The organism is Streptomyces sp. NPDC029526, from assembly GCF_040637405.1.
GTDB lineage: Bacteria > Actinomycetota > Actinomycetes > Streptomycetales > Streptomycetaceae > Streptomyces.
This window is the reverse complement of record NZ_JBEZWE010000003.1, coordinates 42,444-69,173: the sequence shown is the minus strand read 5'-3', so window position 1 is coordinate 69,173 and position 26,730 is coordinate 42,444. Positions and strand designations below refer to the sequence as shown.

Annotated in this window: 24 protein-coding genes; 10 read left to right on the top strand and 14 right to left on the bottom strand. The window is 73.9% G+C overall.

What is annotated here, in order from left to right:
- Positions 1–12: 12 nt before the first annotated feature.
- On the top strand, positions 13–783 hold the full coding sequence (locus tag AB0F01_RS11200) for a DUF72 domain-containing protein (protein WP_362092764.1): 771 nt from the start codon (positions 13–15) through the stop codon (positions 781–783).
- Positions 784–813: 30 nt separating this feature from the next.
- Here AB0F01_RS11200 and AB0F01_RS11195 read toward each other — a convergent pair whose 3' ends face one another.
- Entirely contained in the window at positions 814–1,182 is a 369-nt protein-coding gene (locus AB0F01_RS11195) for a GntR family transcriptional regulator (protein WP_362092761.1), read from the bottom strand.
- An 80-nt stretch (positions 1,183–1,262) separates the two neighbouring features.
- Between AB0F01_RS11195 and AB0F01_RS11190 the strand changes: the two genes are divergently transcribed.
- Positions 1,263–2,192 carry a GNAT family N-acetyltransferase gene (locus tag AB0F01_RS11190; RefSeq protein WP_362092758.1) on the top strand — a complete coding sequence of 310 codons (930 nt, stop codon included), beginning with the start codon at positions 1,263–1,265 and terminating at the stop codon, positions 2,190–2,192.
- Positions 2,173–2,688 carry a DUF402 domain-containing protein gene (locus tag AB0F01_RS11185; RefSeq protein ID WP_362092756.1) on the top strand — a complete coding sequence of 172 codons (516 nt, stop codon included), beginning with the start codon at positions 2,173–2,175 and terminating at the stop codon, positions 2,686–2,688. Before AB0F01_RS11190 ends, AB0F01_RS11185 begins: the two co-directional genes overlap by 20 nt.
- Positions 2,689–2,738: 50 nt before the next feature.
- Here AB0F01_RS11185 and AB0F01_RS11180 read toward each other — a convergent pair whose 3' ends face one another.
- Positions 2,739–3,443 (bottom strand): class I SAM-dependent methyltransferase, encoded by a 705-nt coding sequence (locus AB0F01_RS11180; RefSeq protein WP_362092753.1) that lies wholly within the window; start codon positions 3,441–3,443, stop codon positions 2,739–2,741.
- Positions 3,444–3,556: 113 nt separating this feature from the next.
- On the opposite strand from AB0F01_RS11180, the gene AB0F01_RS11175 reads away from it, so the two are divergent.
- Complete coding sequence (locus AB0F01_RS11175; RefSeq protein ID WP_362092750.1) at positions 3,557–3,691, top strand: hypothetical protein; 135 nt, start codon at positions 3,557–3,559, stop codon at positions 3,689–3,691.
- Positions 3,692–3,876: 185 nt separating this feature from the next.
- Positions 3,877–4,926 carry a lytic polysaccharide monooxygenase gene (locus AB0F01_RS11170; protein ID WP_362092747.1) on the top strand — a complete coding sequence of 350 codons (1,050 nt, stop codon included), beginning with the start codon at positions 3,877–3,879 and terminating at the stop codon, positions 4,924–4,926.
- A gap of 70 nt (positions 4,927–4,996) precedes the next feature.
- Here AB0F01_RS11170 and AB0F01_RS11165 read toward each other — a convergent pair whose 3' ends face one another.
- Both AB0F01_RS11165 and AB0F01_RS11160 read right to left on the bottom strand, forming a co-directional pair.
- A complete protein-coding gene (locus tag AB0F01_RS11165; RefSeq protein ID WP_362092744.1) occupies positions 4,997–5,887 on the bottom strand; it encodes an alpha/beta fold hydrolase in 891 nt (296 codons plus the stop codon).
- Positions 5,888–6,061: 174 nt separating this feature from the next.
- A complete protein-coding gene (locus tag AB0F01_RS11160; RefSeq protein ID WP_362092742.1) occupies positions 6,062–6,508 on the bottom strand; it encodes a MarR family winged helix-turn-helix transcriptional regulator in 447 nt (148 codons plus the stop codon).
- Positions 6,509–6,598: 90 nt separating this feature from the next.
- On the opposite strand from AB0F01_RS11160, the gene AB0F01_RS11155 reads away from it, so the two are divergent.
- A complete protein-coding gene (locus AB0F01_RS11155; protein WP_362092739.1) occupies positions 6,599–6,973 on the top strand; it encodes a cupin domain-containing protein in 375 nt (124 codons plus the stop codon).
- Between the two features lie 71 nt (positions 6,974–7,044).
- On the opposite strand, the gene AB0F01_RS11150 is transcribed toward AB0F01_RS11155, so the two are convergent.
- Both AB0F01_RS11150 and dnaE read right to left on the bottom strand, forming a co-directional pair.
- Entirely contained in the window at positions 7,045–8,013 is a 969-nt protein-coding gene (locus tag AB0F01_RS11150) for a hypothetical protein (protein WP_362092736.1), read from the bottom strand.
- Positions 8,010–11,687, bottom strand: coding sequence for a DNA polymerase III subunit alpha (gene dnaE / locus AB0F01_RS11145; protein WP_362092733.1), 3,678 nt, complete (start codon positions 11,685–11,687; stop codon positions 8,010–8,012). Before dnaE ends, AB0F01_RS11150 begins: the two co-directional genes overlap by 4 nt.
- 150 nt (positions 11,688–11,837) lie before the next feature.
- On the opposite strand from dnaE, the gene AB0F01_RS11140 reads away from it, so the two are divergent.
- On the top strand, positions 11,838–12,884 hold the full coding sequence (locus AB0F01_RS11140) for a DUF3533 domain-containing protein (RefSeq protein WP_362092730.1): 1,047 nt from the start codon (positions 11,838–11,840) through the stop codon (positions 12,882–12,884).
- 103 nt (positions 12,885–12,987) lie between these two features.
- Here AB0F01_RS11140 and AB0F01_RS11135 read toward each other — a convergent pair whose 3' ends face one another.
- The 4 genes from AB0F01_RS11135 to AB0F01_RS11120 form a co-directional block, all read right to left on the bottom strand.
- Entirely contained in the window at positions 12,988–14,070 is a 1,083-nt protein-coding gene (locus AB0F01_RS11135) for a S1 family peptidase (protein ID WP_362092727.1), read from the bottom strand.
- A 277-nt stretch (positions 14,071–14,347) separates the two neighbouring features.
- Positions 14,348–15,409 (bottom strand): slipin family protein, encoded by a 1,062-nt coding sequence (locus AB0F01_RS11130; RefSeq protein ID WP_362093545.1) that lies wholly within the window; start codon positions 15,407–15,409, stop codon positions 14,348–14,350.
- 223 nt (positions 15,410–15,632) lie between these two features.
- Positions 15,633–16,538, bottom strand: a complete 906-nt coding sequence (locus AB0F01_RS11125) for a S1 family peptidase (RefSeq protein ID WP_362092724.1) — start codon at positions 16,536–16,538, stop codon at positions 15,633–15,635.
- Between the two features lie 783 nt (positions 16,539–17,321).
- Positions 17,322–18,509, bottom strand: a complete 1,188-nt coding sequence (locus AB0F01_RS11120; protein ID WP_362092721.1) for a DUF5685 family protein — start codon at positions 18,507–18,509, stop codon at positions 17,322–17,324.
- A gap of 300 nt (positions 18,510–18,809) precedes the next feature.
- On the opposite strand from AB0F01_RS11120, the gene AB0F01_RS11115 reads away from it, so the two are divergent.
- On the top strand, positions 18,810–19,247 hold the full coding sequence (locus AB0F01_RS11115; RefSeq protein ID WP_362092718.1) for a cell division protein SepF: 438 nt from the start codon (positions 18,810–18,812) through the stop codon (positions 19,245–19,247).
- A 51-nt stretch (positions 19,248–19,298) separates the two neighbouring features.
- On the opposite strand, the gene AB0F01_RS11110 is transcribed toward AB0F01_RS11115, so the two are convergent.
- Entirely contained in the window at positions 19,299–20,489 is a 1,191-nt protein-coding gene (locus tag AB0F01_RS11110; RefSeq protein WP_362092715.1) for an acyl-CoA dehydrogenase family protein, read from the bottom strand.
- A 102-nt stretch (positions 20,490–20,591) separates the two neighbouring features.
- A complete protein-coding gene (locus tag AB0F01_RS11105; protein ID WP_362092712.1) occupies positions 20,592–22,247 on the bottom strand; it encodes an MFS transporter in 1,656 nt (551 codons plus the stop codon).
- A gap of 264 nt (positions 22,248–22,511) precedes the next feature.
- On the opposite strand from AB0F01_RS11105, the gene AB0F01_RS11100 reads away from it, so the two are divergent.
- Positions 22,512–23,687 carry a hypothetical protein gene (locus AB0F01_RS11100; RefSeq protein ID WP_362092709.1) on the top strand — a complete coding sequence of 392 codons (1,176 nt, stop codon included), beginning with the start codon at positions 22,512–22,514 and terminating at the stop codon, positions 23,685–23,687.
- A 247-nt stretch (positions 23,688–23,934) separates the two neighbouring features.
- Positions 23,935–24,945, top strand: a complete 1,011-nt coding sequence (locus AB0F01_RS11095; RefSeq protein ID WP_362092707.1) for a phosphatase PAP2 family protein — start codon at positions 23,935–23,937, stop codon at positions 24,943–24,945.
- A gap of 90 nt (positions 24,946–25,035) precedes the next feature.
- On the opposite strand, the gene AB0F01_RS11090 is transcribed toward AB0F01_RS11095, so the two are convergent.
- On the bottom strand, positions 25,036–25,251 hold the full coding sequence (locus tag AB0F01_RS11090; protein WP_362092705.1) for an I78 family peptidase inhibitor: 216 nt from the start codon (positions 25,249–25,251) through the stop codon (positions 25,036–25,038).
- A 397-nt stretch (positions 25,252–25,648) separates the two neighbouring features.
- Positions 25,649–26,644: a YafY family protein gene (locus tag AB0F01_RS11085; protein ID WP_362092702.1), complete on the bottom strand. Its 996-nt coding sequence runs from the start codon at positions 26,642–26,644 to the stop codon at positions 25,649–25,651.
- Positions 26,645–26,730: the final 86 nt, after the last annotated feature.

Sequence of the window (26,730 nt, the reverse complement as noted above, 5' to 3'; positions counted from 1 at the left end):
TCTGATGGCCCCATGACCGTGTTCGTCGGGACCTCGGGCTGGCAGTACCGGGACTGGCGTGGCGTGCTGTACCCGTCGGGGCTGCCGGTGCGGCTCTGGCTGGAGGAGTACGCCGCCCGGTTCGCCACCGTGGAGGTCAACAACGCCTTCTACCGGCTGCCGGCCAGGGAGACCTTCGCGTCCTGGCGGGAGCGCACCCCGCCCGGCTTCGTGGTCGCGGTGAAGGCCAGCCGCTACCTCACCCACATCAAGCGGCTAAAGGAACCGGAGGAGCCGGTCGAACGGCTGATGAGCCGCGCGGAGGGACTCGGCGACCGGCTCGGTCCGGTCCTCCTCCAGTTGCCGCCCAGCCTGCGGGCCGACCCGGCCCTCCTGGACGCCTGCCTGCGCCGCTTCCCCGCCGGGCAACGGATCGCCGTCGAACCACGTCACGCGTCCTGGTGGACACCCGAGGTGCGCGGCGTCCTGGAGGCCCGTGGCGCCGCCCTGTGCTGGGCCGACGTCCTGGCCCGCCCGGCGACCCCGTTGTGGCGCACGGCCGACTGGGGGTACGTCCGTTTCCACCAGGGCCGGGCCCGGGCCTGGCCGCACTACGGGCGCCGGTCGCTGCGGACCTGGGCCGAACGCGTCGCGGAGACCTGGCCCGGCGGCCAGGACGTGTACGCCTACTTCAACAACGACCCGAACGCCGCGGCGGTCGGTGACGCGGCCCTCTTCGCCCGCACGGCGCGGGCGGCCGGACTCGACGTCACCCGCACCCCTCGGCTCCCGGCACCCACCTGACCCGGCGCGGCAGCGGGGCACGCCACCGGCTCACGTGCCGTAGGCCGCCCGCAGCGCGTCCCGGACCGCGGCGACGGCAGCCGCCTCGTCGAGACCGAGCCGGCGCGCCCGCTCGGCGTACGCCCGCGCGGCGGTCGCCGCCTCCCGCTCGGCCGCCGATCCCGCGGCGGCGACCAGGGTGCCGTTGCGGCCCCGGGTCTCGATCACCCCGTCCGCCTCCAGGGCGCGGTACGCCTTGGCCACCGTGTTCGCGGCGAGACCCAGGGTCTCCGCCAGTCCCCGCACGGTCGGCAGGCGGTAGCCCACGGGCAGCGCCCCGGACCGCGCCTGCTCGGAGATCTGCGCCCGTACCTGCTCGTACGGTGGCGCACTGTCGTCGATGTGGATCGTCAGGCTCACGTCCCGATTGTCCCGCACCGCGTCCGCGCGGTCGAAAAGGAGAGGCGGCCGGCGGTCCGCCCGGCATAGCGTGCGCCATCATGACCGTCATCGTGCGCGACCTGCGGCCGGAGGCGCGAGCCGACGCGGAGGGGTTCTCCCGCGTCCGCCGCCTCGCGGTCCCCTTCATGCTGTCCACCCCGGACTCCGTCCTGCACCACCTGCTCAACTCCCACCTCGACGCCCACTTCGGCCAGCTCGTGGCCGAGGTGGACGGCGAGATCGTCGGCACGGCGCAGCTGAGCGTGGCCCACGACAGTCCCGAGCCGGGCCGGGGCTCCGCCAACGTCTACGTGCACCCGGAGCGGACCGGCCGGGGGGCCGGTTCGCTGCTGCTGCGCACCGCCGAGGAGCGGCTGTCCTCCCTGGGCGTCCGCACGGTCTTCAGCTGGGTGCCGGACGAACCGGGCGACCGCGCCTTCGCCGAACGGCACGGCTACCGCGCCGGGCGGTCCGCGTACTTCCTGCGCCTCGGTCTGGACGGCGGCACCCTGCCCCCGCTCGCCGGCCCGCCGCCCGGCGTCGAGCTGCGTACCGGGGCCGACTTCGCGGACGACCCTCGCCCGCTGTTCGAGCTGGACGCCGAGGTCACCGCGGACGAGCCGGGCGACGTGGCCTCTGAGCCGTCCGACTACGCGGCCTGGCTGAAGGACGTCTGGCGGCACCCCTTGCTCGACCTGCGCCTGACCACGGTCGCGGTGGTCGACGGCCGTCCCGTGGCCTTCACCGCCGCGCACACCGACGGGGAGGGGCGGTACGGCACCGCGATGACCGGGACCGCCCGGGGCCACCGGGGGCGGGGCCTCGCCAAGCTGGTCAAGAACACGTCCCTGCACCGGGCCCGGGCCGCCGGGTGCACGGAGGCGTTCACCGGCAACGACACCGGTAACGAGCCGATGATCGCCGTGAACCAGTGGTTCGGCTACGACATCTGCGCGACGGAGGTGCGGTATGCCCGCGAACTCGGCTGACCCGGCCCCGGCCCCGGCCGCCCGGCTGGAGGTCGTCCTCGTCAAGGCGGGCCGCACGAAGATCCGCTACCCGGCGGAGCTGCTCCGGGACGACGGCACCCGGATCACCGTGCGCGCGCCCTGGGCGGGCGACGGCGTGCGCGACTTCGGCTTCGTCCGCTTCGAACCCGGTGACGTCTTCACCGAGCACTTCTGGCGCGACCGGTGGTACGCCGTGAAGGAGGTGCGCACCGCCCGGGGCGTGCTGAAGGGGCACTACTGCGATGTCACCCGTCCGGCCGTGCGGTCCGGCGGCGAACTGGTCGTGGAGGACCTCGACCTGGACCTGTGGCGGTCCGCGGACGGCGGACTGGTGCTGCGGCTGGACGAGGACGAGTTCGCCGCGAGCGGCCTGGCGACGGCGGACCCGGACGCCGCGGCCGCCGCCGTCCGGGCGCTCGACGAGCTGGACGTCCTGGCCCGCGGCGCCGACGGCTTCGCGCCCCTGTTCGCCTGACCGGCGCCGGTGTCGGTCTCACCCGCCGCCGGGCCCCGCGCCCGTCGTCGTCAGTCCACCGTCGCGATCACCGCGTAGCGCTCGTCGTCCACCGCCCGTCCCCACAGGGCCGGATCGTCCGAGAGCCGCTCCACTCGGGCCCGGCGGGTGAGCGGGGCGAGGAGCGCGGTGAGCCGGTCCGCCGGGATGCCGGCCGGGGCGACGGTGCCCCACACCCCCTCGACGAGGACCAGTCGGCCGCCGGGGCGCAGCAGTCCCCGCCAGTGCCGCAGGGCCCTGGCGGGTTCCGGCAGCGTCCACAGCACATGGCGGACCAGGACCGCGTCGAAGCGCCGCTCCCCGACCGGCGGCGCCGCCGCGTCGCCGTGGAGGAACACCGCGTCGCGTCCGGCCAGTTTCTCCCTGGCCAGGCCGACCATGGCCGGGGAGCGGTCCACGCCGGTCACCCGGTGCCCGTGCTCGGCGGCGAGCAGCGCCAGGCTGCCGGTGCCGCAGCCGAGGTCCAGCACGTCGCCCGGCCGGCCGGGGAGCCAGGCGCGCAGCCGGGCGGCCCAGGCCGCCCGGACGGCGGGATCGCGCAGCCCGTGGTCGGGTTCGTCGTCGAAGACGGCGGCGAGCGCGTCCCAGTCGGCGCCCTCCGTACCCGGCGTACCCTCCGTACCCGGCGTTCCCGTCGTACCCGGTGTGCTCGTCGTACCCGGTGTGCTCGTCCTGTCACTGTCGTGGCTTATGCGCCCCAGGGTGACACCCGCCACTGACACCGCCGGGGTGACCGAGGCCACAGACAGACCGGGACCGATGAGGAACTCTCGCCCGAAAGGTCTGCCCCCGTGAGACCGCGGAACCCGGCGGACCGGAGGAGGCAGTCATGCGCCGCACCACCGTGCAGAAGCCCCTGAGGAAGACCGGCACCCGCCGCACCGGCGAGGAGACCGACGAGCGCCCCGCCGGGCGACCGGAGATCCGCAAGGACGTCGCCCGGACCTGGTGGCCCGAGGACTGACCGGAACAGGGGTTCCCGGACCGCGTACCTGAGCGCAGCCTGAGCACTTCCTTAACGGGGCCATAAGGATCACCCCGGACGGCTTTCACCGGACGTTTTCCCGGTTCCGTGGGGCTAGCTTCTGAGCCATTCCCCACGGGATCCCCTCCCCAAGTCCTGTGATCGTTCCGAGGAGTTGCTGCCCCATGCCCGCACGCCGCAAGGTCGCTGTCGCCGTCGTCGGTGTCGTCCCGCTCGCCCTGGCCGGGCTGTCCGCCGCTCCCGCGTCCGCGCACGGCTCGATGGGCGACCCGGTGAGCCGGGTCGCGCAGTGCTACGCCGAGGGCCCGGAGAGCCCGACGTCGGACGCCTGCAAGGCCGCGGTCGCTGCGGGCGGCACCCAGGCCCTCTACGACTGGAACGGCGTCCGCATCGGCGACGCGGACGGCCGCCACCAGGAGCTCATCCCTGACGGCAAGCTCTGCAGCGCCGGCGACCCGGCGTTCAAGGGACTCGACCTGGCCCGCGCCGACTGGCCCGCGACGAGCGTCAACAGCGGCTCGTACACGTTCAAGTACCGGGTGACGGCCCCGCACAAGGGCACCTTCAAGGTGTACATCACCAAGCCCGGCTACGACCCGTCGAAGCCGCTGGGCTGGGGTGACCTGGACCTGGCGAACCCGGTCGCGACGTCCACCGACCCGGCGCCCTCCGGCGGCTTCTACACCTTCTCCGGCACCCTCCCGGAGCGCTCCGGCAAGCAGCTGCTGTACGCGGTGTGGCAGCGCTCGGACAGCCCGGAGGCGTTCTACTCGTGCTCGGACGTCACCTTCGGCGGCGGCAGCGGTGGCGGCAACGCCGGCGGCGAGGCGGCGGGCGAGACCGGCGGGGACACGTCCGCCGACACGCCGAAGCAGGCGGACGCCCCGGCCCCGGTCGCGTCCGCCCCGTCCGAGCAGCAGATCAAGGACGGCGCCGAGAAGTCGACCATCGAGAACCACGGGCACGGGGACGACGACCCGCACACCACGACGGACCCGACGCCGCCGGCCGAGGCCAGGAGCGACGACGGCGACGACGGCTCCGCCGGCAACCAGCCCAAGGCGGCGGGCGCCTCGGCGAACCTGGCGGAGACCGGCGGCGACAGCACGACCCCGTACCTGATGGTCGGCGGTGCGGCGGCGCTGGCACTCGGCTCGGCGGCGCTGTTCGCCTCCACCCGCCGGCGTGCGGCGGGCGCGCGGCACGGTCGCTGACCCGACGACCGGGGCCTGTCCGGCGGCTCAGGCCGGACAGGCCCCGTCGTGCTGCACGCACTGGCACGTGTCAGCTGAACACCGAGGCGCAGGTGGTCCGTTCGGCCCGCGCCGGGTCGAGGGCGTTGGCCACCTCGTGGAAGGCGATCCGGTCGATCAGGGCGATCGCCAGGTGGTCGGACAGGTCGAGCGGGCACAGGTCCTGGAGCAGGACGTTGCGCACTCCGGGGCCGTTCAGGAACTGGTTGCGGTACGGGGTGAGCACCTGGTCGTACCGGGTGGCGATGACGGTGTAGCGGACCCCGGGCACGGTGTCGCCGCCCGCGTTGAGCTTGGTGAGGAAGTCGGATCCGACGACCTGGTCGGTGAGAGCGGGGGTGGTCTTCTTCAACAGGTCGGCCGCGCCCGGGAAGTACGGCAGGAGCTTGGCGAGCCCGCCGAGGGTGGTGCCGTGGTTGTTGGGAGCGATCCCGACGAGGGCGTTCACCTCGGCGGCCCCGCCGAGGAACTTGAGGTAGTAGCGGGGCATCATGCCGCCCTGCGAATGGCCGACGATGTCGACCTCGTCGGCACCGGTGGCGGCGAGCACCCGGTCGACGTAGGCGTCGAGCTGCTCCGCGGACTTCTCGACCGGGCCCAGCCCGTGGAAGAAGGGGACACCGGGGAGCTGGCCGTAGTCCAGGGAGAAGACGCAGTAGCCGCGGTGCTTCAGGTAGGGCGCGAGGCCCAGCCAGTTGTCGACGGAGTTGCCCAGGGTGCCGTGGACCAGGACGACCGGGCGGGGGTGGGCGGTGGACGGCTTGCAGGAGTAGTCGTTCCAGCCGCGGTCGGGGGCGGCGGCGGTGGTGGCGGCTTGGGCGGCGGGGGCGGCCTGGGCGCTGGTGGCGGTGGGGACGGTGACGGCTGCGGCGGCCAGCAGGAACGCGGCCAGCGGTCTGATCACTCGCTTCCAGGGCAGCATCGGGTGATCTCCTTGCGCTCAAGGGGAGGATGCGACGGCGTACGCCTTGTGATCCGGATCACGAGGATGCTGTTCACTCATCAAGTTACGGGCGAGTAGGAAATCCTGGAGGTCACGGGTCGGCAAAAACTTCCGACTTCGGCCGCCGACCAGCCCTCCGCACCTGATATGGAGTCACCAAACGGGGCGAATTGGGCCCTCGGGCGCGATGCGCAGCAACGCCCGCCCGAGCGACCGCACTTCAGCCTCTCCCAGCTCCGCACTCCAGGCCCGCACCACTTCCGCCGCCGCCTCCTCGGCCGCCCGGGCGCAGGCCCACCCCGCGTCCGTCAGCACGACCAGCCGGGCCCGCGCGTCCGCGGGGTGCGGGCGACGCTCCGCATACCCGCTGCGCACCAGCTCGCCGACGAGCTGACTCGCGGCCTGCTTGGTGACCCCGAGGTGGACGGCGAGATCGGTGACCGTCGCACCGTCCGGGGCGAGCCGGGTGAAGGCGAAACCGTGCGCCGGCCGCAGCCCGTCGAACCCGCGGGCGGCGACACCGTCGTCGATGCGCCGGGTCAGGTCACCGGCGACCGCGAGCAGGGCCGCGGACAGGGCCATGGCTTCGGAATTCTGCACGGGGGCATTCAAGCACCTTGACCATATGGTCAAGCAACTTGAGTATATAGTCAGGCAGCTTGACCATCATCGTCCGCCGGGAGGCCCCTCATGACCGTCGTCCGCCCGTCCGAAGCCGTCGTCCACGAGGTGCACGGCGTCCGTTTCGTCGCGCACGCCACCCCCGCGGCCGGGAGCAGGGAGCTGTGCGCCTGGCGGAGCGAGATCCCCGCCGGCACCCGGGCCCCCGCGCACACCGTCAGCCGGGAGGAGATCTTCCACCTGCTCGACGGCGACCTGCGGATCACCCTCGACGGCACCACCCACCGCATCACCGCCGGCGACACCGTGATCGTCAATCCGGGCACGACCCTCGCCGTCGAGAACCCCACCGCCCACCCCGCCGCCGCCTGGGTCACCACCTCCCGCGGCCTGCGGGCGACCCTGGCCGACGGCACCCGCCTCACACCACCGTGGGCCAACTGAAGCGCACGCCTCCCAGGACCACGGCGTCCCCGCCGCACCGCGCAGGACCTCGGGCCGCCTGGACCGCGCCCTCAGGCAGCCAGCGTCCCCGGCATCACCGCGCGGGGTCCGAACTTCGCCCGCGCGCGGTCCGCGACCTCCTCGATCCTGCGGAGCTTCTCGTCCACCGGGTCGAAGGTGAGCTGGTGGGACGCCTGCTCGGCGGGGTCGAGCCCCTCCGCGCGGAGCGCGATCGCCCGCACCCGGGCGCGTTGCAGGCCGAGCGCCTCGTACAGGCCGTACGCCGTCGCGGTGAGCGCGGCCGAGTGGCCGGTCGGCTCGGGGAGGGCGCGGGTGCGGGTGGTGGCCGACCGGTCCGCGTAGCGGACGGTGAGGGTGAGGCTGCGGCAGACCTTGTCCAGGGCGCGCAGCCGGGCGCCCAGTTCCCCGGCGGCCGACAGCAGGGCGCGGCGGTGCCGGCCGGGGTCCAGTTCGTCGCGGGTGAAGGGGCGTTCGGCGGCCAGTGACCGGGAGACGGCGTTCGGGACGACCCGGCCGCGGTCGACACCGTTCGCCCTCTCGTGCAGCTCGCGTCCGGCCCGGGCGCCCACCAGCCGTTGGAGCGTGGACAGGGGGGCGGCGGCGACCCGGCCGAGGGTGTCGAGGCCGTACTCGCACAGGGTGCGGGCGGTCTTCGTGCCGACTCCGGGCAGCGCGACGACGGGCTGCCCGGCGAGGAACTCCCGGACCTCGCCCCCGGCCACCGCGCGGGTCCGTCCCGGCCGGGCGTCCCGCAGGGCCATGCGGGCGAGCATCGGGCCCGGGCCGGCGCCGATCACGCAGTCGACGCCGTACAGGGCGAGGGCGCGGACCCGGATCACCGAGGCCAGTTCCAGGGCGGTGCGCCCGAAGTACCGTTCGGCGCCGCGCAGATCGGCCAGCGCCCCGTCCGGCGGCAGGGCCTGCACGACGGGTGTGAACTCCTCGAGCAGGGCGAGCAGCCGGGGCAGGGCGGTCTCGTCCGCCGACGGCGCCTGGAAACGTACGCAGAGGATGGTCATCCCGCACTCCCTGGACTCTGGTGCCACAACTTCCTTCCGACCGCGGGCCCTTCGCCCGCGGGACGCAGATCGGCCCAGGGGTGCATCTCGTACCCCGTGGGCATGCGGATCGTCCGGTCCTCCCGGTGCTCCCGGTCCTCCCTGGCCTCCTTGGCCTCCCGGCCTTCTCCTGCCTCCATCGGGTCGCGGGCCGCGGAGCCCGCGGGCGCCGGGCGGCCGTCCGAGCCGGCGAGCCGCCGGCGGGCCGGGCCGTCGCCGTCGGCCGCGCCGGTTCCGGTGCCGCCCGTTCCGGCCAGCCGGGCCGCGACGCCCTCAAGCCCCTCCTCCCGGCGCACGTCGAGCAGGTCGGCGAGGTTCCAGGCGGCGGAGCCGACGATACTGAGGCTGCGCGGCCCCCGGCGCTGCACCACTCCGCGGACCAGCAGCAGCCAGGAGTGGAAGACGGTGTGGGCGCAGGTGTCGTGGGAGTCGTCGAAGAAGGCGAGGTCGACCAGGCCCGTGCCGTCGTCCAGGGTGGAGAAGATGACCCGCTTGCCGGACCGGATGGGCGGGGTCTGGGTGGCCGCCTTGGCGCCCGCAACCAGCACCGTCTCCCCGTGCCGGGCCTCGCGCAGCCGTCGCGCGGAGACCACGCCCAGCTCGTCGAGGAAGGTGCGGTGGTCGTCCATCAGGTTGCGCGAGGCGTCCATGGACAGCACGCCCAGTTCGGCGCTCAGCCGCTCCGGTCCGGTGAGGTCGGGCAGTCCGGCCGAGGCGGTCCGGCGCCCGCCGGGCAGCGGGAGCTGGTCGCCGCGTCCGCCCCGGGCGCCCCGGTGCAGTTCCGTGAGGTGCAGTTGCAGGTCGCGCCGGTTGGCGCCGAACGCGTCCAGCGCGCCGACCTGGGCGAGCCGCTGGGCGACGGGCCTGCTGGGCCGGGCCCGCTCCCAGAAGTCGAGCAGGGAGGCGTAGGGCTGCCCGTCGGCGATCCGCGCGGCCTCGGCCTCGCTGATGCCGTGCACGTCGCAGAGCGCCAGCCGCAGGCCCCACACCTCCCCACTCTCCGGCACCTGTTGCCCTTTCGCCCCATTCAACCCCTTCGAGTCGGACACCAGTTCGATCCGATGGGTGACACCCGAGGCGTTGACGTCCAGCGGCAGGATCGGCACCCCGCGCCGCCGCGCGTCCGCCAGCAGCAGCCGCTTCGGGTACATCCCGGGGTCGTGGGTGAGCAGCCCCGCGTAGAAGGCGGCCGGGTGGTGCGCCTTCAGCCACGCCGACTGGTAGGTGGGCACCGCGAAGGCGACCGCGTGCGCCTTGCAGAAGCCGTAGGAGCCGAACGCGGCCACGATCTCCCAGGTGCGCTGAATCGTTTCTGCGTCGTAGCCCCGGGCCGCCGCGTGCTGCGCGAACCACACCGCGATCCGCCCCTGCGACTCCGGGTCGGACAGCCCGCGCCGCACCCGGTCCGCCTCCCCGCGCCCGCAGCCGGTCATGATCGAGACGATGTCGATGACCTGCTCGTGGAAGACCACCACCCCGTACGTCCCCTTCAGCGGTTCCTCCAGGTCCGGGTGCGGGTAGCGCACCGGCGCCCGCCCGTGCCGGGCCTCGATGAACGGCCGCACCATGTCGGCGGCGACCGGGCCGGGACGGAAGAGGGAGATGTCGACGACGAGGTCGTGGAAGGTGGCCGGCTGGAGCCGCCCGACCAGGTCCCGCTGGCCCGGCGACTCGATCTGGAAGCAGCCGAGCGTCTCGGTGGACCGGATGAGCCCGTAGGTCGCCGGGTCGCCCTCCGGCACCGCGTCCAGGTCGATCCGCTCCCCCGTCGCCCGCTCCACCTCGGTGACCGCGTGCGCCATCGCCGACTGCATCCGCACCCCCAGCACGTCCAGCTTGAGCAGCCCGAGGTCCTCGACGTCGTCCTTGTCGAACTGCGCCATGGGGAAGCCCTCGCCGCTGGTCGGCATCACCGGGGTGCGGGTGAGCAGGGAGGCGTCGGACAGCAGCACGCCGCAGGGGTGCATGGCGACGCCGCGCGGGAGCGCGTCGAGGGCCTCGACCAGTTCCCAGAGCCTGCCGTACCGGTCCTTCTCCCCCGCCAGCTCCCGCAGTTCGGGCAGTTCATCGAGGGCCGCGCGGGCGTCGCGGGCGCGGATGTGCGGGAAGGACTTGGCGATCCGGTCGATCTCGGCCGGGTCCATGGACAGTGCCGCGCCGACGTCCCGGATGGCGTGGCGCACCCGGTAGGTCTCCGGCATCGCGACGGTGGCGACCCGCTCGGTGCCGAACCGGCCGATGATCGCCCGGTAGACCTCCAGCCGGCGGGCGGACTCCACGTCGATGTCGATGTCGGGCAGCACGACCCGCTCCCTGGACAGGAAGCGCTCCATCAGCAGCCCGTGCTCGACCGGGTCGGCGTGCGCGATGCCGAGCAGGTGGTTGACCAGGGAGCCGGCGCCGGAGCCGCGCGCGGCCACCCGGATGCCGAGGTCCCGCACGTCGTCCACGACCTGGGCGACGGTCAGGAAGTAGGAGGCGAACCCGTGGTGGCCGATGATGTCCAGCTCGTGGTGTATCCGCTCCCAGTAGTCCCGGCGTCCGGCGTAGCCGCGCAGCACCATGCCCGCCGTCGCCCGGGAGGCCAGGGCCCGCTGGGCGGTGCGGCGGCCGGCGCCGACGAGGTGCGGTTCGGGGAAGTGGACGCTCCCCATGCCGAGGTCGTCGTCGGGGTCGACCAGGCACTCGGCGGCCGTGGCCTGCGTCTGCTCGAGGAGCCGGCGGGCGGCGGCGCGCCGGAAGCCCGCGGCCTCCACCATCCGCTCGGCGGCCCGCTCCATGGCGTCCGCGTCCTTGAGCCAGGCCTCGCCGGAGTCCAGTCCTTTGGCCGGGTCGACCGGGACGAGACGGCGGGCGGCGTCCAGGACGTCGGCGACCGGCCCGAGGCCGGGGTCGGCGTAGCGGACGGCGTTGCTGAGCACCGGGCGGACGCGCTGGTCGGCGGCGAAGCCGAGGGTGCGGGCGGCCAGCCGCAGGGAGCCGGGGCCGGTGCCGCCGCGGCCGTGCCACACGGCCTCCAGGCGCAGGGCGTCGCCGTAGACCTCCCGCCAGGGGGCGAGCAGCCGGGCGGCCCGGTCGGGCCGGCCCGCGGCCAGGGCCCGGCCGACGTCGGAGTCGGGGCCGAGCAGCACGGTCAGGCCGTCGGCGTGGTTGTCCTCCCAGGGCAGCAGCGGGAGTCCGCCGGAGGGCGGTCCGCCCTGTCCGGACGGGACCGCGGGCCCGGTGGCGTGGGCGGCGGAGACCAGGCGGCACAGGTCGGCCCAGCCCCGGGCGCCGTCCCGGGCGAGGAAGGTGACCCGGGGCGCCGAGTCGTCGACGAAGGCGCCCCCGCGCACCGGCGTGCGGCGCCGTTCCCTGCGCACCGCCTCGTCCCCCCGTACGCCGCCGTGCCCCGTCGCACCGGCCGGGGAGGCCGGAGGGGGCGCCACCGCCAGCTCGGCGCCGAACAGGGGGCGGACCCCCGCCTTCGCGCAGGCCTTGGCGAAGCGGACGCTCCCGGCGAGGGTGTCGCGGTCGGTGAGGGCGAGCGCGTCCATGCCCCGTTCGCCGGCCCGCTCGGCCAGCCGTTCCGGGTGGGAGGCGCCGTACCGCAGGGAGAACCCGGAGACGGTGTGCAGATGCGTGAAACCCGGCACACGCACCTCCCGCACTCGTGAGCCGAACGGCTCTCGAACATATGTTCCCAGCTACTCCTCCCACCATAGACCAATTCTCGAATGCGTGTACGACCCCCTTTCGGCCCCTTCCCACCTGCGGGAACGCGTGAACCCCCGGACCGTGGGGGCATGACGCAGACCACCGGCGCCCGCTCCTCCTCCCCCTCCTCCCCCTCGTTCCTCGGTGAGGTGAGGAACGCCGTCACCCCGCGCGCCACGCTCCTCGTGCTCGGCGTGCTCGCCCTCCAGCTGCTGTTCATCACCTCCTACGTCGGCGCGCTGCACCAGCCGAAGCTGCGGGACGCGCCCTTCGGGGTGGCCGCGCCGCCGGCCGTCGCCGAGCAGGCGGTGACCCGGCTGGAGCAGCTGCCCGGCTCCCCGCTGGACCCGCGCGCGGTGGCCGACGAGGCGACCGCGCGGCAGCAGATCCTGGACCGGAAGATCGACGGCGCTCTCGTCGTGGCACCCTCCGGCACCACCGACACCCTGCTGATCGCCACCGGCGGCGGCACCTCGCTGGCCAACGCCCTGGAGAGGCTGACCGTCGCCCTGGAGGAGGAACAGCGGCGCACGGTGCGGGTCGTCGACGTCGCCCCGGCCTCCGCCCGGGACGCCAACGGCCTGTCGTCCTTCTACGTCGTCGTCGGCTGGTGCGTGGGCGGCTACCTGTGCGCGTCGATCCTGGCCATCAGTTCGGGCGCCCGCCCGTCCACCCCGAGGCGGGCGGGGATCCGGCTCGGCACCCTGGTGCTGGTGGCGATCGTCGGCGGCCTCGGCGGGGCGCTCATCGCCGGGCCGGCCCTGGGCGCGGTGCCGGGCGGCTTCCTCGCCCTGTGGGGACTCGGCGCACTGATCACCTTCGCGGTGGGCGCGGCCACCCTCGCCCTGCAGAGCCTGCTCGGGGTCGTCGGCATCGGCGTGGCCATCCTGATCGTGGTGATCCTGGGCAACCCGAGTTCGGGCGGCGCGCTGCCGCCGCCGCTGCTCCCGCCGTTCTGGGAGGCGATCGGACCGGCACTGCCGCCGGGGGCGGGCACCTGGGCGGCCCGCTCGATCACCTACTTCGACGGCAACGCCCTGACCGGCTCCCTGCTGGTGCTGTCGGCGTGGGCCGTCGTGGGCGTCGCGGTGACGATGGGGGCGGCGCTACTGCGCGCCCGTCAGCGCTCGGCCTGACCCCGCGCCCCGCACACCGACGCTCGCCCCGCCCCCCGCACACGCGGATGTCCCGCCCCGCACAGGCGGGACGGGACGTCGCGGACACGTACGGGCCCGGGGGTCAGCCGATCTGCGTCCCGGTGGCCGACAGGGCCTCCGTGACCGGCTGGAAGAAGGTCGTACCGCCCGAGGAGCAGTCGCCGCTGCCGCCGGAGGTCAGACCGACCGCGCTGCTGCCCGAGAAGAGCGAGCCGCCGCTGTCGCCGGGCTCGGCGCAGACGTCGGTCTGGATCAGACCGTTGACGATGTCGCCGTTGCCGTAGTTCACGGTGGCGTCCAGGCCGGTGACCGTGCCCGAGTGCACCTGGGTCGTGGAGCCGCTGCGGGTGACCTGCATGCCGACCGTGGCCTCGGCGGCACCGGAGATGGCCTGCGTGGAGCCGTCGTAGAGGTTCACCTCGCTCGGGTGGTCCACGTCGGCGGTGTACTTGACCAGGCCGTAGTCGTCGCCCGGGAAGCTGGACGCCACGTTCTCGCCGATCACGGTGCCGGAGGAGTCCGACCACGTCGAGACGCCCTCGGTGCAGTGGCCCGCGGTGAGGAAGTGCGGCTCGCCGCCCTTGGTCACGTTGAAGCCGAGCGAGCAGCGCGCGCCGCTGCCGGTGATCGCGTCGCCGCCCGCGATGAAGGGCTGGTACTCGCCCTCCGTGCGCTTGAGTTCGGCCTTGGCGCCGAGCCCTTCGACGACCTCGGTCAGCCGGGACCAGTCCGCCCCGGAGACCGTGCGGTCCGCCGTGACGACGACCTTGTTGGTGGTCGGGTCGGTCACCCAGGAGGTGCCCGGGATGCTCGCGTCCTGCTTCAGGGTGGTGCGCGCGCCCTTCAGTTCGGCGAGGGAGTGCGCCACGACTCTCGCCTCGGCTCCCGCCGACTCGACGGTCCGCGCGGCGGCCTCGTCGAGCACGTTCACCACGAGGCTCTTGCTCTTCGCGTCGTAGTACGTTCCCGCCGCGTCGGCGCCGAGGTCCTCGGCAAGCGTCGAGGCGAGCTTTCCGGCCGCCGTGACCGAGAGGGTCCGGGGCGCCGAGGTCTGCGGTGTCTCACTGGCGTTCGCAGTCTGGAAGGTGACTCCCGCGGCGACCAGGGCTGCGATGCCCGCACCAGCCAGCGCTGCGCGCCGCCGGGGTATGCGTCGGTGCTTCAACTGACGTCCTCCTGTGGGGGGACGGCCCGGGAGGTTGTGGGGACCTCGCGGGCCGGAAGGCGTGCGGCCACGAGGGCGGCAGACGAAAAAAGCCGCGCTCGTGCCGGTTGAACGCCGCCTACTATTCCCAGCCTCCGGGGGAGCACACAAGGTCGACTTCAGGACGCGCATACGGCAACGGCCGTGCGCCCCCTATGTCCTGACAGGTCATGGACACGCGGGGTGGTTCGGACTGCAAACATTACGAGCGAGTAACTCGGGGAGCCGCCCCCGCTGTCTACGCGTGGCTCGAATTCGACCCTTCGCCGTCCGGTTCCCCGAGGGGCGGACCGGAGCGCAGTTGCTCCCGCACCGTTTCGGACAGCGGCTCCCGGGCCGCTCCGGACCCGGTGTCCCGCGCCGTTTCGGACACCGGGTCGGGGGCCGGCTCCGCGGGCTCCGGCCCCGCCGCAACCGGCTCCGCGGGCACCGCCTCGGCCGGAGGCACCTCGACGGGGGCTGCCCCGGGGGACGCCGCCTCCGTGGCCGGCCGCGGAGCCGCCGGGGCCCGCGGGGGTCCGGGTGCCACCGTCGGCAGCGGCTGCTGGGCGCGCTCCAGGAACCGCAGGAGTTCGACGGGGAAGGGCAGGACGAGGGTGGAGTTCTTCTCGGCGGCGACGGCCACGACCGTCTGGAGCAGCCGCAGTTGGAGCGCGGAGGGGGTGTCCTCCATCTGCTGGGCGGCCTCGGCGAGCTTCTTCGACGCCTGGAGTTCGGCGTCGGCGTTGATGATGCGGGCCCGGCGCTCACGGTCGGCCTCGGCCTGGCGGGCCATGGAGCGCTTCATCGTCTCGGGCAGGGAGACGTCCTTGATCTCGACCCGGTCGACGTGCACGCCCCAGCCCACCGCGGGACTGTCGATCATCAGCTCCAGGCCCTGGTTGAGCTTCTCCCGGTTGGACAGCAGGTCGTCCAGGTCGCTCTTGCCGATGATCGAACGCAGCGAGGTCTGCGCCATCTGCGAGACCGCGAAACGGTAGTCCTCCACCTCCACCAGGGCGTCGGCGGCGTCGACCACCTTGAAGTACACCACCGCGTCCACCCGCACCGTCACGTTGTCCCGGGTGATGCCCTCCTGGGCCGGTACCGGCAGCGTGACGATCTGCAGGTTCACCTTGTGCAGCCGGTCCACGAACGGAACGATCATCGTGAACCCGGGGGCCCGTTCCCCGGGCTGGAGCCTGCCGAGGCGGAACACCACGCCCCGCTCGTACTGCTTGACGACCCGCGCCGCCGCCATCAGATAGACGGCTCCGGCGGACGCCAGCGCGACTCCCGCCGTCACCAGTTCCTCGACCATCACGGCCCCCAGGGTCCGAAGTGGCGCATCAGGTGAGCCCGCGTCCGGCGCCGCCCGGCGCGTCCTGGTGTGTCCCTCGACGGTAACTCCGTGGCCCGCGCAGGGGCGAGCCCCCGCACGCCGGTTGCGTGCGGGGGCTCGCCGTGATCGCCGTCCACGGTGTGACCCGTGGGGCCGGTGGGGCCCGCTCCGCGACGCGGGCCGCCGGTCCCCGGGCCGGCCGTCAGTAGACGCTGACGCCGTAGGCGCTCAGGGCCTCCGTGACGGGCTGGAAGAAGGTCGTGCCGCCGGTGCGGCAGTTGCCGCTGCCACCGGAGGTCAGACCGTACGCGGTGCCGTTGCTGCCGTAGAGCGGACCGCCGGAGTCGCCGGGCTCGGCACAGACCGTGGTCTGGATGAGGCCGTAGACGACGTCGCCGCCGCCGTAGTTGACGGTCGCGTTGAGGGCGGTGACCCGGCCGCTGTGGGTGCCCGTGGTGGAGCCGTCACGGATGACGGTGGTGCCCACGCTCGGGGTGGCCGCACGGGTGATGTCCACGCCGTTCGCGGTGCCGGGGCGGCTGACGGACCCGGTGTAGCGCACGATGCCGTAGTCGTTGCCCGGGAAGCTGGAGCCGGCGGTCGAGCCCAGCACCTGGCTGCGCGCGGAGTTGCCGTACCAGGTGCCCGCGCCCTGGGTGCAGTGACCGGCGGTGAGGAAGTACTCGGTCCCGCTGCTGGAGCGGACGTTGAAGCCCAGGGAACAGCGGCCGCTGTTGGAGTAGATGGCGTCGCCGCCCTGGATGAGCTTGGTGAACTTGCCCGGGGTCCGCTTGACGGTGATCGCGTCGGCGTCGTCCCCGGCCTGCTGCCTGATCTTGTTGATCTCGGCCTGGGAGACCGTACTGTCGACGGTCACCACGACCCGGTTGGTCTTGCTGTCGACGGCCCAGGCGGTGCCCGGGACGTCGGCCTTCAGCACCGAGCTGCTCACGCTCTTGAGTTCGGCGGAGCTGAAGGTGGTGGGGGTGTCGGCCGCGGTCGCGCTGGGGACCGCGAACGCGGCAGCGGCTACGAGGCCGGACGCGACGGCGATCAGCCGGGTACGTCTCGTGACACCGCTGCGGGGGGTGGTGCGCTTGATCCTCACTTCTCGTCCTCCACAAAGGAAGTAGGGGGCCCTCGTGGGGTTGTGGGCCCGTGAGGCGCAGTCAGCGGACGGCCGTCCGGATTCCGGATGTGCCGTGCCCCTGACAAGCGCTGTCCGTGAGTATTCGGCCGAACGGCCGGTCGGCACAAGGGTGCCTTTCGGCCGTCAACCTTTGAACCATCTGTGCGCCTTGGTCCCCTCACGTGCACAGCGCCATCCCTGGCCACCTCTGTGTCACGCCTTCCGGGCCCGCCGGACCGGTGTCCGGAAGTCGACCCTCCGGATCCGCCTCCGCCCTGGACGCGCGACCACCGGAGACGCGGGTTCACCGGGCCGCGCGACCACCGGAGACGCGGGTTCACCGAGCCGCACGGCCTCCGGAGACGCGGGTTCACCGAGCCGCACGACCACCGGAGCACGCGAAGCTCCGGCCCGCGCGACCCCCGGAAGCACGGAAACCCCGGCCTGCCCGACCGCCGGAGGCACACCAGGCCCCGGCCCGCACGACCGCCGAAGGGGCGGAACCTCCCGCCCGCGCGCCCATCACAGGACGCGGCAACCCGGCGCACCCGGCCACCCGAAGCGCGCCGTCACCCCCGCGCGCCCACCCGCGACCACCGGCACCGGCGCACGCGACCGCTCACGACCGCACGCGACCGCCGTTCAGGACCGCGCGAGCGCCCGGGAGTGCACCACACCGCGCCCCGCGCGGGATACGCCACCCCTGGCCCCGGGCGACCGTCCGGCCGCGCCCGCTCCCGCGCGCGGGGCGGCCCCGCCGGGTCAGCAGTCGCAGCCGCAGTCGCAGCCGCCGTCCTCACCGCAGCAGCTGCAACAGTTGCAGCACTCGCAGCAGTTGCAGCAGTCGCCGCACCCGCTGCAGTCGTGCCGTGAGCAGACGCCCTCCTTGTACTCGCCGCTCCACGGGTCGTGGTAACTGCCGCAGCACAGCTGGCAGGTGCAGGCGAGCCCCGTCCACACCGCGCACCCCGCGAGCAGACCGCGCCGGCGCGGCGGCCGGGGCGGCGGCGGGGCGCCGGGGCCGGCCGGGCCGCCCGGCGGGGCGTAGGGATGGGAGCCGTGGACGGCGGTGCCGGTCCCGAAGGCGCGGTCGACGGAGCGCGGCAGTTCGTGCACCAGGAGCCGGTGCACGAGACGGCCGCCGCCGCCCTTGCCGCCCGGGCCGGACCCCCAGTCCACCTCGTCCAGCGCGAGACGGATGCCGTGCACCGCGTCGTCGGCGAGCCGGCGCGCCTCCGGCAGCGGGGTGCCGGTCGCGGTGAGCGGGTTCCAGGCGCCCGAGGCGTGGTCGGCCTCCTGGTCCTCGACGGCGTCGAGGAGGTGCGCGAGCCGTCCGAAGAGGCGCCCGGCCTCGGCGAGCGGCGCGGCGTTGTGCGGCCGGCCGGCGAGTACCGCGGTGTGCGCGAAGGCCGCCGCGGTGGCGGTCTCGGTCGGTTCGGTGACGGCGAGGACCGGCGTGCCGGGTCCGGCGAGCGCCTCGATGCCGGTCTGCCGGTCGACGGCGTCGACGAGGACGGCCGTGTCGAAGCCGACGTCCGCGCCGGAGCGCGCCCCGGCGCGGTCCCATCCCGCCGCGACCCGGCGGGCGGCGAGCGCCACCGGCCGGCGGGCCAGCAGCCCGTCACCGTCGTCGACGTGGTCGCGCACCTTGGCCGAGGCGAGCACGAGCGAGACGGCCGCCGCCAGCCGGGCACCCTCGCCGTGTGCGACGGAGGCGGTGCGCATGCCGCGCAGCGGGCAGGGCCCCGCCGTGCGCCGTCCCGTGCCGGCGCGCTCCGACTGAGCCTCCGTCAGGACCGAGACGAGCAGGCCGTCGTAGTTGGTGACGATCCGGGCGAACTGCCCGTGGTCCTTGCGCAGGGCCAGACAGAGCCCGCACAGGTGCGCCATCCACTGGGCGGTGAGCTTCTCGCCCAGCCGATGCCGGCAGGGCCTGACGATTCCGAACACGACATCCCCCGTGAGTCGTACAAGATGAGCGGCGGCATCGTATCGGGCCGCCGACCGGCGGCGTCTTTCACCCTTACGCGCCGCCGCTCACCCGTACGCCGAGAAGAATATTATTTCACTCACAGTCAGCAGCCGTTTACACCAAGACCCTTGGGAAACACGGACTCTCGACGGATTCGCTGTGCACCAGTACCGTCACAAACCCCCCGCGCGGCGTCTATCCACTTGGCGCGCCATCCGCATCATGGATGACCATAGGGATGCGGAAAGCAAGAAAGACCGCTGTGAGAGGAGGCGTCCATGGGATCGGTACGCAAGGCGAGTGCCTGGCTCGGCCTCGTCGACGACAACGAAGACGAGCGTTACTACGACGACGACTACTCCGACGGAAACGACTCCGGGGACGCCTGGGTCACCGATCCGCGGGTGAAGGTGGCCGCCGACGTGGCCGAGGAGAAGGGCCGCCGCATCGGCACGGTCACCCCGGACAGCTTCCGGGACGCCCGCGCCATCGGCGAGCTGTTCCGCGACGGCGTTCCCGTCATCATCAACCTCACCGCCATGGAGGCCTCCGACGCCAAGCGCGTGGTGGACTTCGCCGCCGGGCTGATCTTCGGTCTGCGCGGGTCCATCGAGCGGGTGTCCCACCGGGTGTTCCTGCTGAGCCCGGCCGACACCGAGGTGTTGAGCGGGGAACCCGCCGCCCACCGTTCGGACGGCTTCTACAACCAGAGCTGAGGCAGGGCCGCTCACCGGCGTCGCCGCCGGGCCCCACCGCCGGACGCGGGATCACCGGAAGGCGTCGAGCCCGGTGAGCGCCTTGCCCAGCACGAGCTGGTGCATCTCGACGGTGCCCTCGTAGGTGAGCACCGATTCGAGGTTCGTCGCGTGCCGCATGACCGGGTACTCGAGCGAGATCCCGTTGGCACCGAGGATCGTGCGGGCCGTCCGGCAGATGTCGATGGCCTCGCGGACGTTGTTCAGCTTGCCGAAGCTGACCTGCTCCGGACGGAGCCGGCCGGCGTCCATGCGCCGCCCCAGATGGTGGGCGAGCAGAATCCCCTTGTGCAGTTCGACCGCCATGTCGGCGAGTTTGGCCTGCGTCAGCTGGAACCCGCCGATGGGCCGCCCGAACTGCTCCCGCGACTTCGCGTACTCCACGGCGGTCTCGAAGCAGCTGCGCGCCGCCCCCATGGCGCCCCAGACGATCCCGTACCGGGCGTGCGAGAGGCAGCTGAGGGGGCCGCGCAGTCCGGTCGCCCCGGGCAGGACGGCGTCGGCGGGCAGCCGTACGTCGTCGAGGACCAGTTCGCTGGTGACGGAGGCGCGCAGCGACCACTTGTGCCGGATCTCCGGCGCCGAGAACCCGGGGCTGTCGGTCGGCACGGCGAAGCCCCGGATGCCCTCCTCGGTCTGGGCCCAGACCACGGCGACCCCGGCCACGGAGCCGTTGGTGATCCACATCTTGCGCCCGGTGAGCCGCCAGTCGCCGCCGTCGCGCTTGGCGTAGGTGCGCATGGCGGCGGGGTCGGAGCCGTGGTCGGGCTCGGTGAGGCCGAAGCAGCCGATGACCTCGCCGGCGGCCATCGACGGCAGCCAGCGCTGCTTCTGCTCCTCGCTGCCGAACCGGTGGATGGCGTACATGGCCAGGGAGCCCTGCACGGAGACCAGCGAGCGGATGCCGGAGTCGGCCGCCTCCAGCTCCAGACAGGCCAGTCCGTACTGGACGGCGCTCGCGCCCGCGCACCCGTAGCCGTCCAGGGACATGCCCAGCGCGCCGATCCCGCCCAGCTCCCGGGCCAGTTCCCGGATGCCGGGCAGTTCGCCCTTCTCGTACCAGTCGGCGATGTGCGGCAGCACCCGGTCCGCGGCCCAGTTCCGCACGGTGTCCCGGACGGCGAGGTCCTCCGGCTCCAGCAGGTCGTCGAGCCCGAGGGGGTCGGCGGGGTCGAAGGGCGGCAACTTCGCGGACGCGGACACGGGAACACCCTCCGGGGACGGTCGGCCTGCCGTGCGATCACGGCTCGGGGCGACGTTACGACGCGCTCCCGCGCGCGTCCAGCCCGGCCCGGTGCCCACCGCTCAGACCTTCAGGCCGTCGAACGGCGCGGCCGTGGCCTCCCGGGGTGCGGGCAGGGCCGGCACCGGTGTCTCCCCGCCGGGCACGCCGGCACCGGGCGGTTCCGCACCGGCGGCCTCGCACTGCATCGCCCGGGGCAGCCGGAGCGCCATCACGGCGCCCAGCAGCAGCAGGCCGGCGCTGACCAGCAGCGTCACGTGCAGCCCGTGCACGAAGGACTCGCGGGCCGCCTGCCGCAGGGCGACTCCGGCGGGACCGCCGAGCTGCGCGGCCACCTCGTAGGCCTCCCCCAGGGAGTGCCGGGCCGCCGCGGTCGCCGAGGCGGGCACCCCGGGCACCCCGGTCAGACCGGGCGCGTAGGCGGCGTTCATGACGCTGCCGAGCAGGGCGATGCCGATGCCCGCGCCGAGCTGGTAGGAGGTCTCGCCGATCGCCGCCGCCCCGCCGGCCCGGTCCGCCGGCGCGTCGCTCAGCATCGACTCGTACGCGCCGAACAGCGTCGTCTCCAGGCCCCAGCCGAGCAGGACGAAACCGGCCAGCAGCAGCGGCCAGTTGTCCTGGGCGCCCATCGCGGTCAGCAGCACCACCGCGGCGGCCGTCAGGCAGAAGCCCGCCGAGACCATGCGACGCGGACCGAACCGGCGCAGCAGCCGGGCGCCCGCCAGCCCGGCGCCCATCGCGGCGAAGGTCAGCGGCAGCAGCCGCAGCCCGGTCTCCAGCGGCGACAGCCCCAGCACGAGCTGGAGGTACTGCGCGGCGATCAGCTGCAGGCCCACCAGGGCGAGCATCGCCAGCACGATGCAGCCCACGGACGTGCTGAACGCGGGGCGGGCGAACATCCGCAGGTCCACCAGGGGGTGGGTGCGGCGCCGCTGCCGTCGCACGAAGGCGGCCAGCAGAGCACCCCCGGCGAGCAGCGACAGCACGGTCCACACGCTCCCGGCCGTCTCGGCGGCGCCCAGCCTCTTCACTCCGAGGACCACGGCGAAGAGTCCGGCGGCGGCCATCAGCGCGCCGAGCAGGTCCCAGGGTCCGGTGCCGTCGCCCTTCGACTCGGGCAGCAGGAGCCGTCCGACGGGCAGACTGACCAGCATCAGCGGGATGTTGACGAGGAAGACCGAGCCCCACCAGAAGTGCTCCAGCAGGAAGCCGCCGAGCAGCGGGCCGACGGCCGCGCCGACCGCGGCGACCGCGCTCCAGATGCCGATGGCGAGCGCCCGTTCACGGCGGTCCGGGAAGACCTGCCGCAGGATGGACAGCGTGGCCGGCATGATCATGGCGCCGCCGACGCCGAGCAGCGCCCGCGCCGCGATGAGCACCGGGCCGCTGTCCGCGAGGGCCGCCATGCCGGAGGCGACGCCGAACAGGGCGTAGCCGAGCAGGAGGACGCGTCTGCGCCCGACGCGGTCGCCCAGCGTGCCGAACAGGATCAGCAGCGAGGCGCAGACCAGCGGATAGGCGTCGACGATCCAGAGCAGCTCCATCGCGCCGGGCCGGAGGTCCTCGGTGACGGCGGGGACCGCCACGTGCAGGACGGTGGCGTCGACCGCGACGAGCAGCAGGCTGACGCAGAGGACGACCAGTACCAGCCAGCGGTTGGCACCGGCCCCGGTCGCCCGACGGCGCAGCACGGAGGCGGCCGTGGTCGTCCCGGACATGTACGTACCTCCCAGATGCTCCCTCGCGTCTCGGCGGGCACACGGGGTGGGGGACTCCCCCGTGACTCGGCCGGGGAGGAGCGGAAGGTCCCCGGCCCGCGCAACGAGTGGCGAGTGACACGTCAGCGTACGCGAGGACGCGGCGGGGTCGAGTGGCGGGTCTCTCACACCACCGGCGAATCGGTGTGGCGTACACCACTCTCCCCCGCCGCGCTCACGCTCCGCGGGGCGGCCCGGCCCCCCGCCCGGTCGATAATCGGGCCTGTGAACGATCTCGACACGCGCGTCCGGCCGGCCCGCCCGGACCTGCTGCGCCGGGCGGCCCCGGCACTGCTGGGGTACGCGGCCGTACGCGCCCTGGGGCTGCTGGTGCTGGCCCTGTGGAGCGCGGCGCGCGGAACGAGCTGGTACACCCTGCTGACCGCCCGCTGGGACGCGCTCTGGTACACCCGGGTCGCCGAGCTGGGGTACGGCTACGAGGTGCGGCTGCCCAACGGGGACGTGCACTCCAACCTGGCCTTCTTCCCGCTGCTGCCGTGGCTGGAGCGGCTGGTGGCGGCCGTCTCCCCGCTGTCGTACGCGGACGGCGGCTTCCTGGTGAGCCTGCTGGCGTCGCCGGCGGCGGCCGCGGGGATCTTCGCGGTGGCGGACCGGCTGTACGGCGCGCGGGCGGGGGTGTGCGCGGTGCTGCTGTGGGCGGCGCTGCCGGTCGGGATCGTGCAGTCGATGGCGTACAGCGAGTCCCTGTTCACGGCGCTCGCCGCCTGGTCGCTGTACGCGGTGCTGACCGGCCGCTGGGTGGCGGCGGGTCTGCTGGCGGCGTGCGCCGGACTGACCCGGCCGGTGGGCCTGGCGGTGGTCGCGGCGGTGTGGGCGGCGGGCTGCGCCGCTCTGTGGCGGGACCGGCGGGCGGCCCCGGCGGACCGCACCGGGCCACGGGAGCGGGCGGCGCTGCTGACCGCTCTGGCCGTGGCCCCGCTCGGGGCCGCCGGTTACGTTCTGTGGGTGGGCCACCGGACCGGAAAGGGCCCGCTGGGATATCTCGACGTCCAGGCGGGCTGGCGGAACGGTTTCGACGGGGGGTACGCCTTCGCCCGTTTCGTGGGCGGGAAGTTCACCGCCCTCCCCACGGTCCCGGCGGGGCTGGCGCTGGCCGCGGGGGTGGTGCTCCTGGTGTGGCTGTACGTGGTGTGCGTACGGCAGCGGCAGCCGCTCGCGCTGCTGGTGTACGCGGGGGTGGTGACCGCGCTCGCCCTGTGCGCGTCGAGCTACTTCGGTTCCAAACCGCGTCTGCTGCTGCCCGCCTTCCCTCTGCTGCTGCCGCTCGCCCGGCCCCTGGCCCGGCTGGGTCCGTCCAGGTCGGCGGCGGTGCTGGGGGCTCTGGCGGCGGTCTCGGCGGTGTACGGCGCCTTCTGGCTCAACGGCTCGGGCCCGCCGTGACGTCCTCGTGCCCCGAGGAGGCCGCCGTGGCCTCCGGTGCAATTCCGCGCGAGGTCCGCGTGAACCAATTGATAAGCGCGCCGGAACGGATTTCGGAAAGGATCGGACAAAAGAAAGCCCGAAGCGTTCGCACATTATGGACATGTCCCGGGGATAGCCGTTCCTGAGAGGAATGCCACATCACATCGTCATCACAACCCCGCTGATTCGACGGGGTACGGCGCTCACTCGCTGTAACGTCGATCGGGTGCGTACCGAACGGAAGCCCACCCGTCTGGACCGGGTGTTCGCGAGGCTGGATCGTGAGCCGGAACGACCGGCCCACATCGACGTGCCGCGGATGAGCCGGCACCGGGTGGTGCTCTTCGGGTCCACCCTGGCCTTCTACCTGGCGATCGTGTGGGCCGTCGTCATCACCTCCTGGCTGGTCCGGCTGGACTGGCAGGTGATGTTCTTCCGCCCCTACGAACAGTGGCCCGAGCTGCACCCCTTCGTCGACTACTACGTCGTCCTCGGCCAGCGCGGCCCGACCGCCGTGATGGTCGCGGCCTGGCTCGGCTGGCGCTCCTGGCGCCAGCACACCCTGCGTCCGCTGCTCGCGCTCGGGGTCTCCCTGCTGCTGCTCAACGCCACCGTGGGCGCCGCCAAGTACGGCATGGGGCGGCTCGGGCCGCACTACGCGACCGAGGTCGGCTCGAACGAGATGTGGCTCGGCGGCGACATATTTCCCAGCGGGCACACCGCGAACGCCGTGGTGACCTGGGGAATCCTGGCCTACCTGGCCTCCACCCCCAGAGCCCGGCGCTGGCTGTCCGCACTGTCCGCGGTGACCTCGCTCGGTGTGGGGATGGCGACCGTCTACCTCGGTACGCACTGGCTCAGCGACGTGCTGCTCGGCTGGGCGGCGGGCCTGCTGATCCTGCTGGCGCTGCCCTGGTTCGAGCCGCTGATCGCGCGCGCCGAGGCCCGGATCCTCGACCGGCGGGACCGCCTGTTCGCGCGCTGGGGACGCGGAGCGCGGCGCCCGGCCGGCAGCAGGACGCCGCCGGTGGTGGTCAGGCCGCTGTCCGGCCGCGAGGGCCCGGCGGTCCCCGATCCGGTCCCGGCGGGCCGTCCGGCCGCCAGACCGCCGGTCTACCTGGCCCCCGGCCCGCACACCACGCGCGCCGAGCGCAGTCCGGTCACCCCGGCGGGGAGCAGACGGCCCCCGCACACGGAGCGGCACCCGCGCGGCACCACGTCGGTCACCCGCCCCTGACGGAGGGCCCGCCCGACCGCCGCCCCCGCACGCCGGCCCCGGTCACCGCTTCCGCGGGGCCGGGGCCGTGTCGTCGTCGCCGGGCGCTCCTCAGCCCTTCCAGGCCCGGGCCACCCGGCCGGCGCTGACCTCGAAGTTCAGCCGGCCCACGCGGTACTCCATGGTGATGATCGCACCGGGGGGCAGGGACCGCACGGTGGACCAGCCGCGCTCGCGCGCACGGTGCTCGGCCCGGCCGGCGTCGAGGCCGACGTAGGCGTCCGGGCTGTCGTCGGGTTCCGCGGGAGGTGTGGGGAGGGAAGCCATACGGTCACGCTAGGCGCTGCCCCGCCGGCACGGTAGTCCGTGCCCCGAACAGCCGGGCGATGCTCCGCGACGGTCACGCTTCTGTCACAGGATCACGACGGGCGTTTGCGCCCGTGGCCGTCACACGGACGGGCGGTTCCGTCCCCCTTCCTCAGTATGCGAACCGAATTCCCGGACGGCCTCCCCGGCAGGATTCGACCGGCCGGTGAGAAAAGGCGGGCGGAATGCGCGAGCCGCCCTTTCCGCCGCCTCCGCCGTCGGCCTCGCGGAATACGCTCCGCATTTCCCGCACACAGGAACCGCACGTTTCCTTCACGCTGCCTCCGGAGAGCATCCGGCCGCGCCGCCCCCGCACCCGCCTCCAGGGCGGCTCCGGCGGGCCGCCCGCACCCCGTCCTCAGGGCTCCTCCGGCCGCGCCGCCCCCGCCCCGGTCCGGGAGAGGGCACGGGAGAGCAGACCCTCGGCCGCCCCGATGGCCTCGGTCAGCCCGTCCGGTTCCAGTACCTGGAACTCGAAGCCCAGCATCAGCAGGTGCAGCACCATGACCTCCAGGTCGGCCGCTCCGGTGCGCAGGACGCAGCTGTCCGGCCCCTCCGCCTCCAGCGTCCCGATGTCCGGGGAAACCCGCTGGACCGCCTCCTCCGCGGGGACCATCAGCCGGAGCACCGCGTGGGTGGCGTACGCGCGCGTGGACACGCCCCGGGAGACGTAGGCGGCCAGGTCGTCGGCGGGCGGGTCGCGCGGGACGAAGCTCGGCCCGTGCGGCGGCCTGGGCTCCATCCGGTCCACGCGGAAGGTGCGCCAGTCGGCGCGGTCGAGGTCCCAGGCGACCAGGTACCAGCGACTCTCCGAGCACACCAGCCGGTGCGGCTCGACGGTGCGGCGGCTCTCGGCCCCGTCGTGGTCCCGGTAGACGAAACGCAGGCGCTCGGCGTCCCGGCAGAGGTGGGCCAGCTCGGTCAGGACGGCCGGGTCGACGGTGGCGCCGCCCGGGCCGCGCAGCATGGGCACGATGTAGGCGTTGAGGGTGCCCACCCGCCGGCGCAGCCGATGCGGCAGGACCCGCTCCAGTTTGGCCAGGGCCCGCACGGACGTCTCACCGATGCCCTCGATGCCCTGGCCGGCTGCGGTGCGCAGCCCCACGGCCACGGCCACCGCCTCGTCGTCGTCCAGCAGCAGCGGCGGCAGTTCGGCCCCGGCGCCCAGCCGGTAGCCGCCGCCGGTGCCGGGGCTGGCGTCGACGGGATAGCCGAGCCCTCGCAGCCGGTCGACGTCGCGGCGCAGGGTGCGGGCGCTGACCCCGAGCCGGCCGGCCAGTTCGGTGCCGGACCACTCCCGATGGGTCTGGAGCAGGGACAGCAGGCGCAGCAGACGTGCCGAGGTCTCCACCATGGGTGGGAGTCTGCCGGACCTTGCGGACAGGTTCCGTCCTGAAGGCCGGGGCCCGCGGCGGGCAGGGCGCCGCGGGGAGCGCTCCG

Coding starts and splice junctions, on each gene's coding strand:
- AB0F01_RS11090 (WP_362092705.1), bottom strand. CDS start 25,251: ATGGCTTCCCTCCCCACACCTCCCGCGGAACCCGACGACAGCCCGGAC.
- AB0F01_RS11140 (WP_362092730.1), top strand. CDS start 11,838: ATGACGCAGACCACCGGCGCCCGCTCCTCCTCCCCCTCCTCCCCCTCG.
- AB0F01_RS11130 (WP_362093545.1), bottom strand. CDS start 15,409: ATGGTCGAGGAACTGGTGACGGCGGGAGTCGCGCTGGCGTCCGCCGGA.
- AB0F01_RS11185 (WP_362092756.1), top strand. CDS start 2,173: ATGCCCGCGAACTCGGCTGACCCGGCCCCGGCCCCGGCCGCCCGGCTG.
- AB0F01_RS11150 (WP_362092736.1), bottom strand. CDS start 8,013: ATGACCATCCTCTGCGTACGTTTCCAGGCGCCGTCGGCGGACGAGACC.
- AB0F01_RS11155 (WP_362092739.1), top strand. CDS start 6,599: ATGACCGTCGTCCGCCCGTCCGAAGCCGTCGTCCACGAGGTGCACGGC.
- AB0F01_RS11190 (WP_362092758.1), top strand. CDS start 1,263: ATGACCGTCATCGTGCGCGACCTGCGGCCGGAGGCGCGAGCCGACGCG.
- AB0F01_RS11170 (WP_362092747.1), top strand. CDS start 3,877: ATGCCCGCACGCCGCAAGGTCGCTGTCGCCGTCGTCGGTGTCGTCCCG.
- AB0F01_RS11165 (WP_362092744.1), bottom strand. CDS start 5,887: ATGCTGCCCTGGAAGCGAGTGATCAGACCGCTGGCCGCGTTCCTGCTG.
- AB0F01_RS11175 (WP_362092750.1), top strand. CDS start 3,557: ATGCGCCGCACCACCGTGCAGAAGCCCCTGAGGAAGACCGGCACCCGC.
- AB0F01_RS11200 (WP_362092764.1), top strand. CDS start 13: ATGACCGTGTTCGTCGGGACCTCGGGCTGGCAGTACCGGGACTGGCGT.
- AB0F01_RS11085 (WP_362092702.1), bottom strand. CDS start 26,644: ATGGTGGAGACCTCGGCACGTCTGCTGCGCCTGCTGTCCCTGCTCCAG.
- AB0F01_RS11115 (WP_362092718.1), top strand. CDS start 18,810: ATGGGATCGGTACGCAAGGCGAGTGCCTGGCTCGGCCTCGTCGACGAC.
- AB0F01_RS11105 (WP_362092712.1), bottom strand. CDS start 22,247: ATGTCCGGGACGACCACGGCCGCCTCCGTGCTGCGCCGTCGGGCGACC.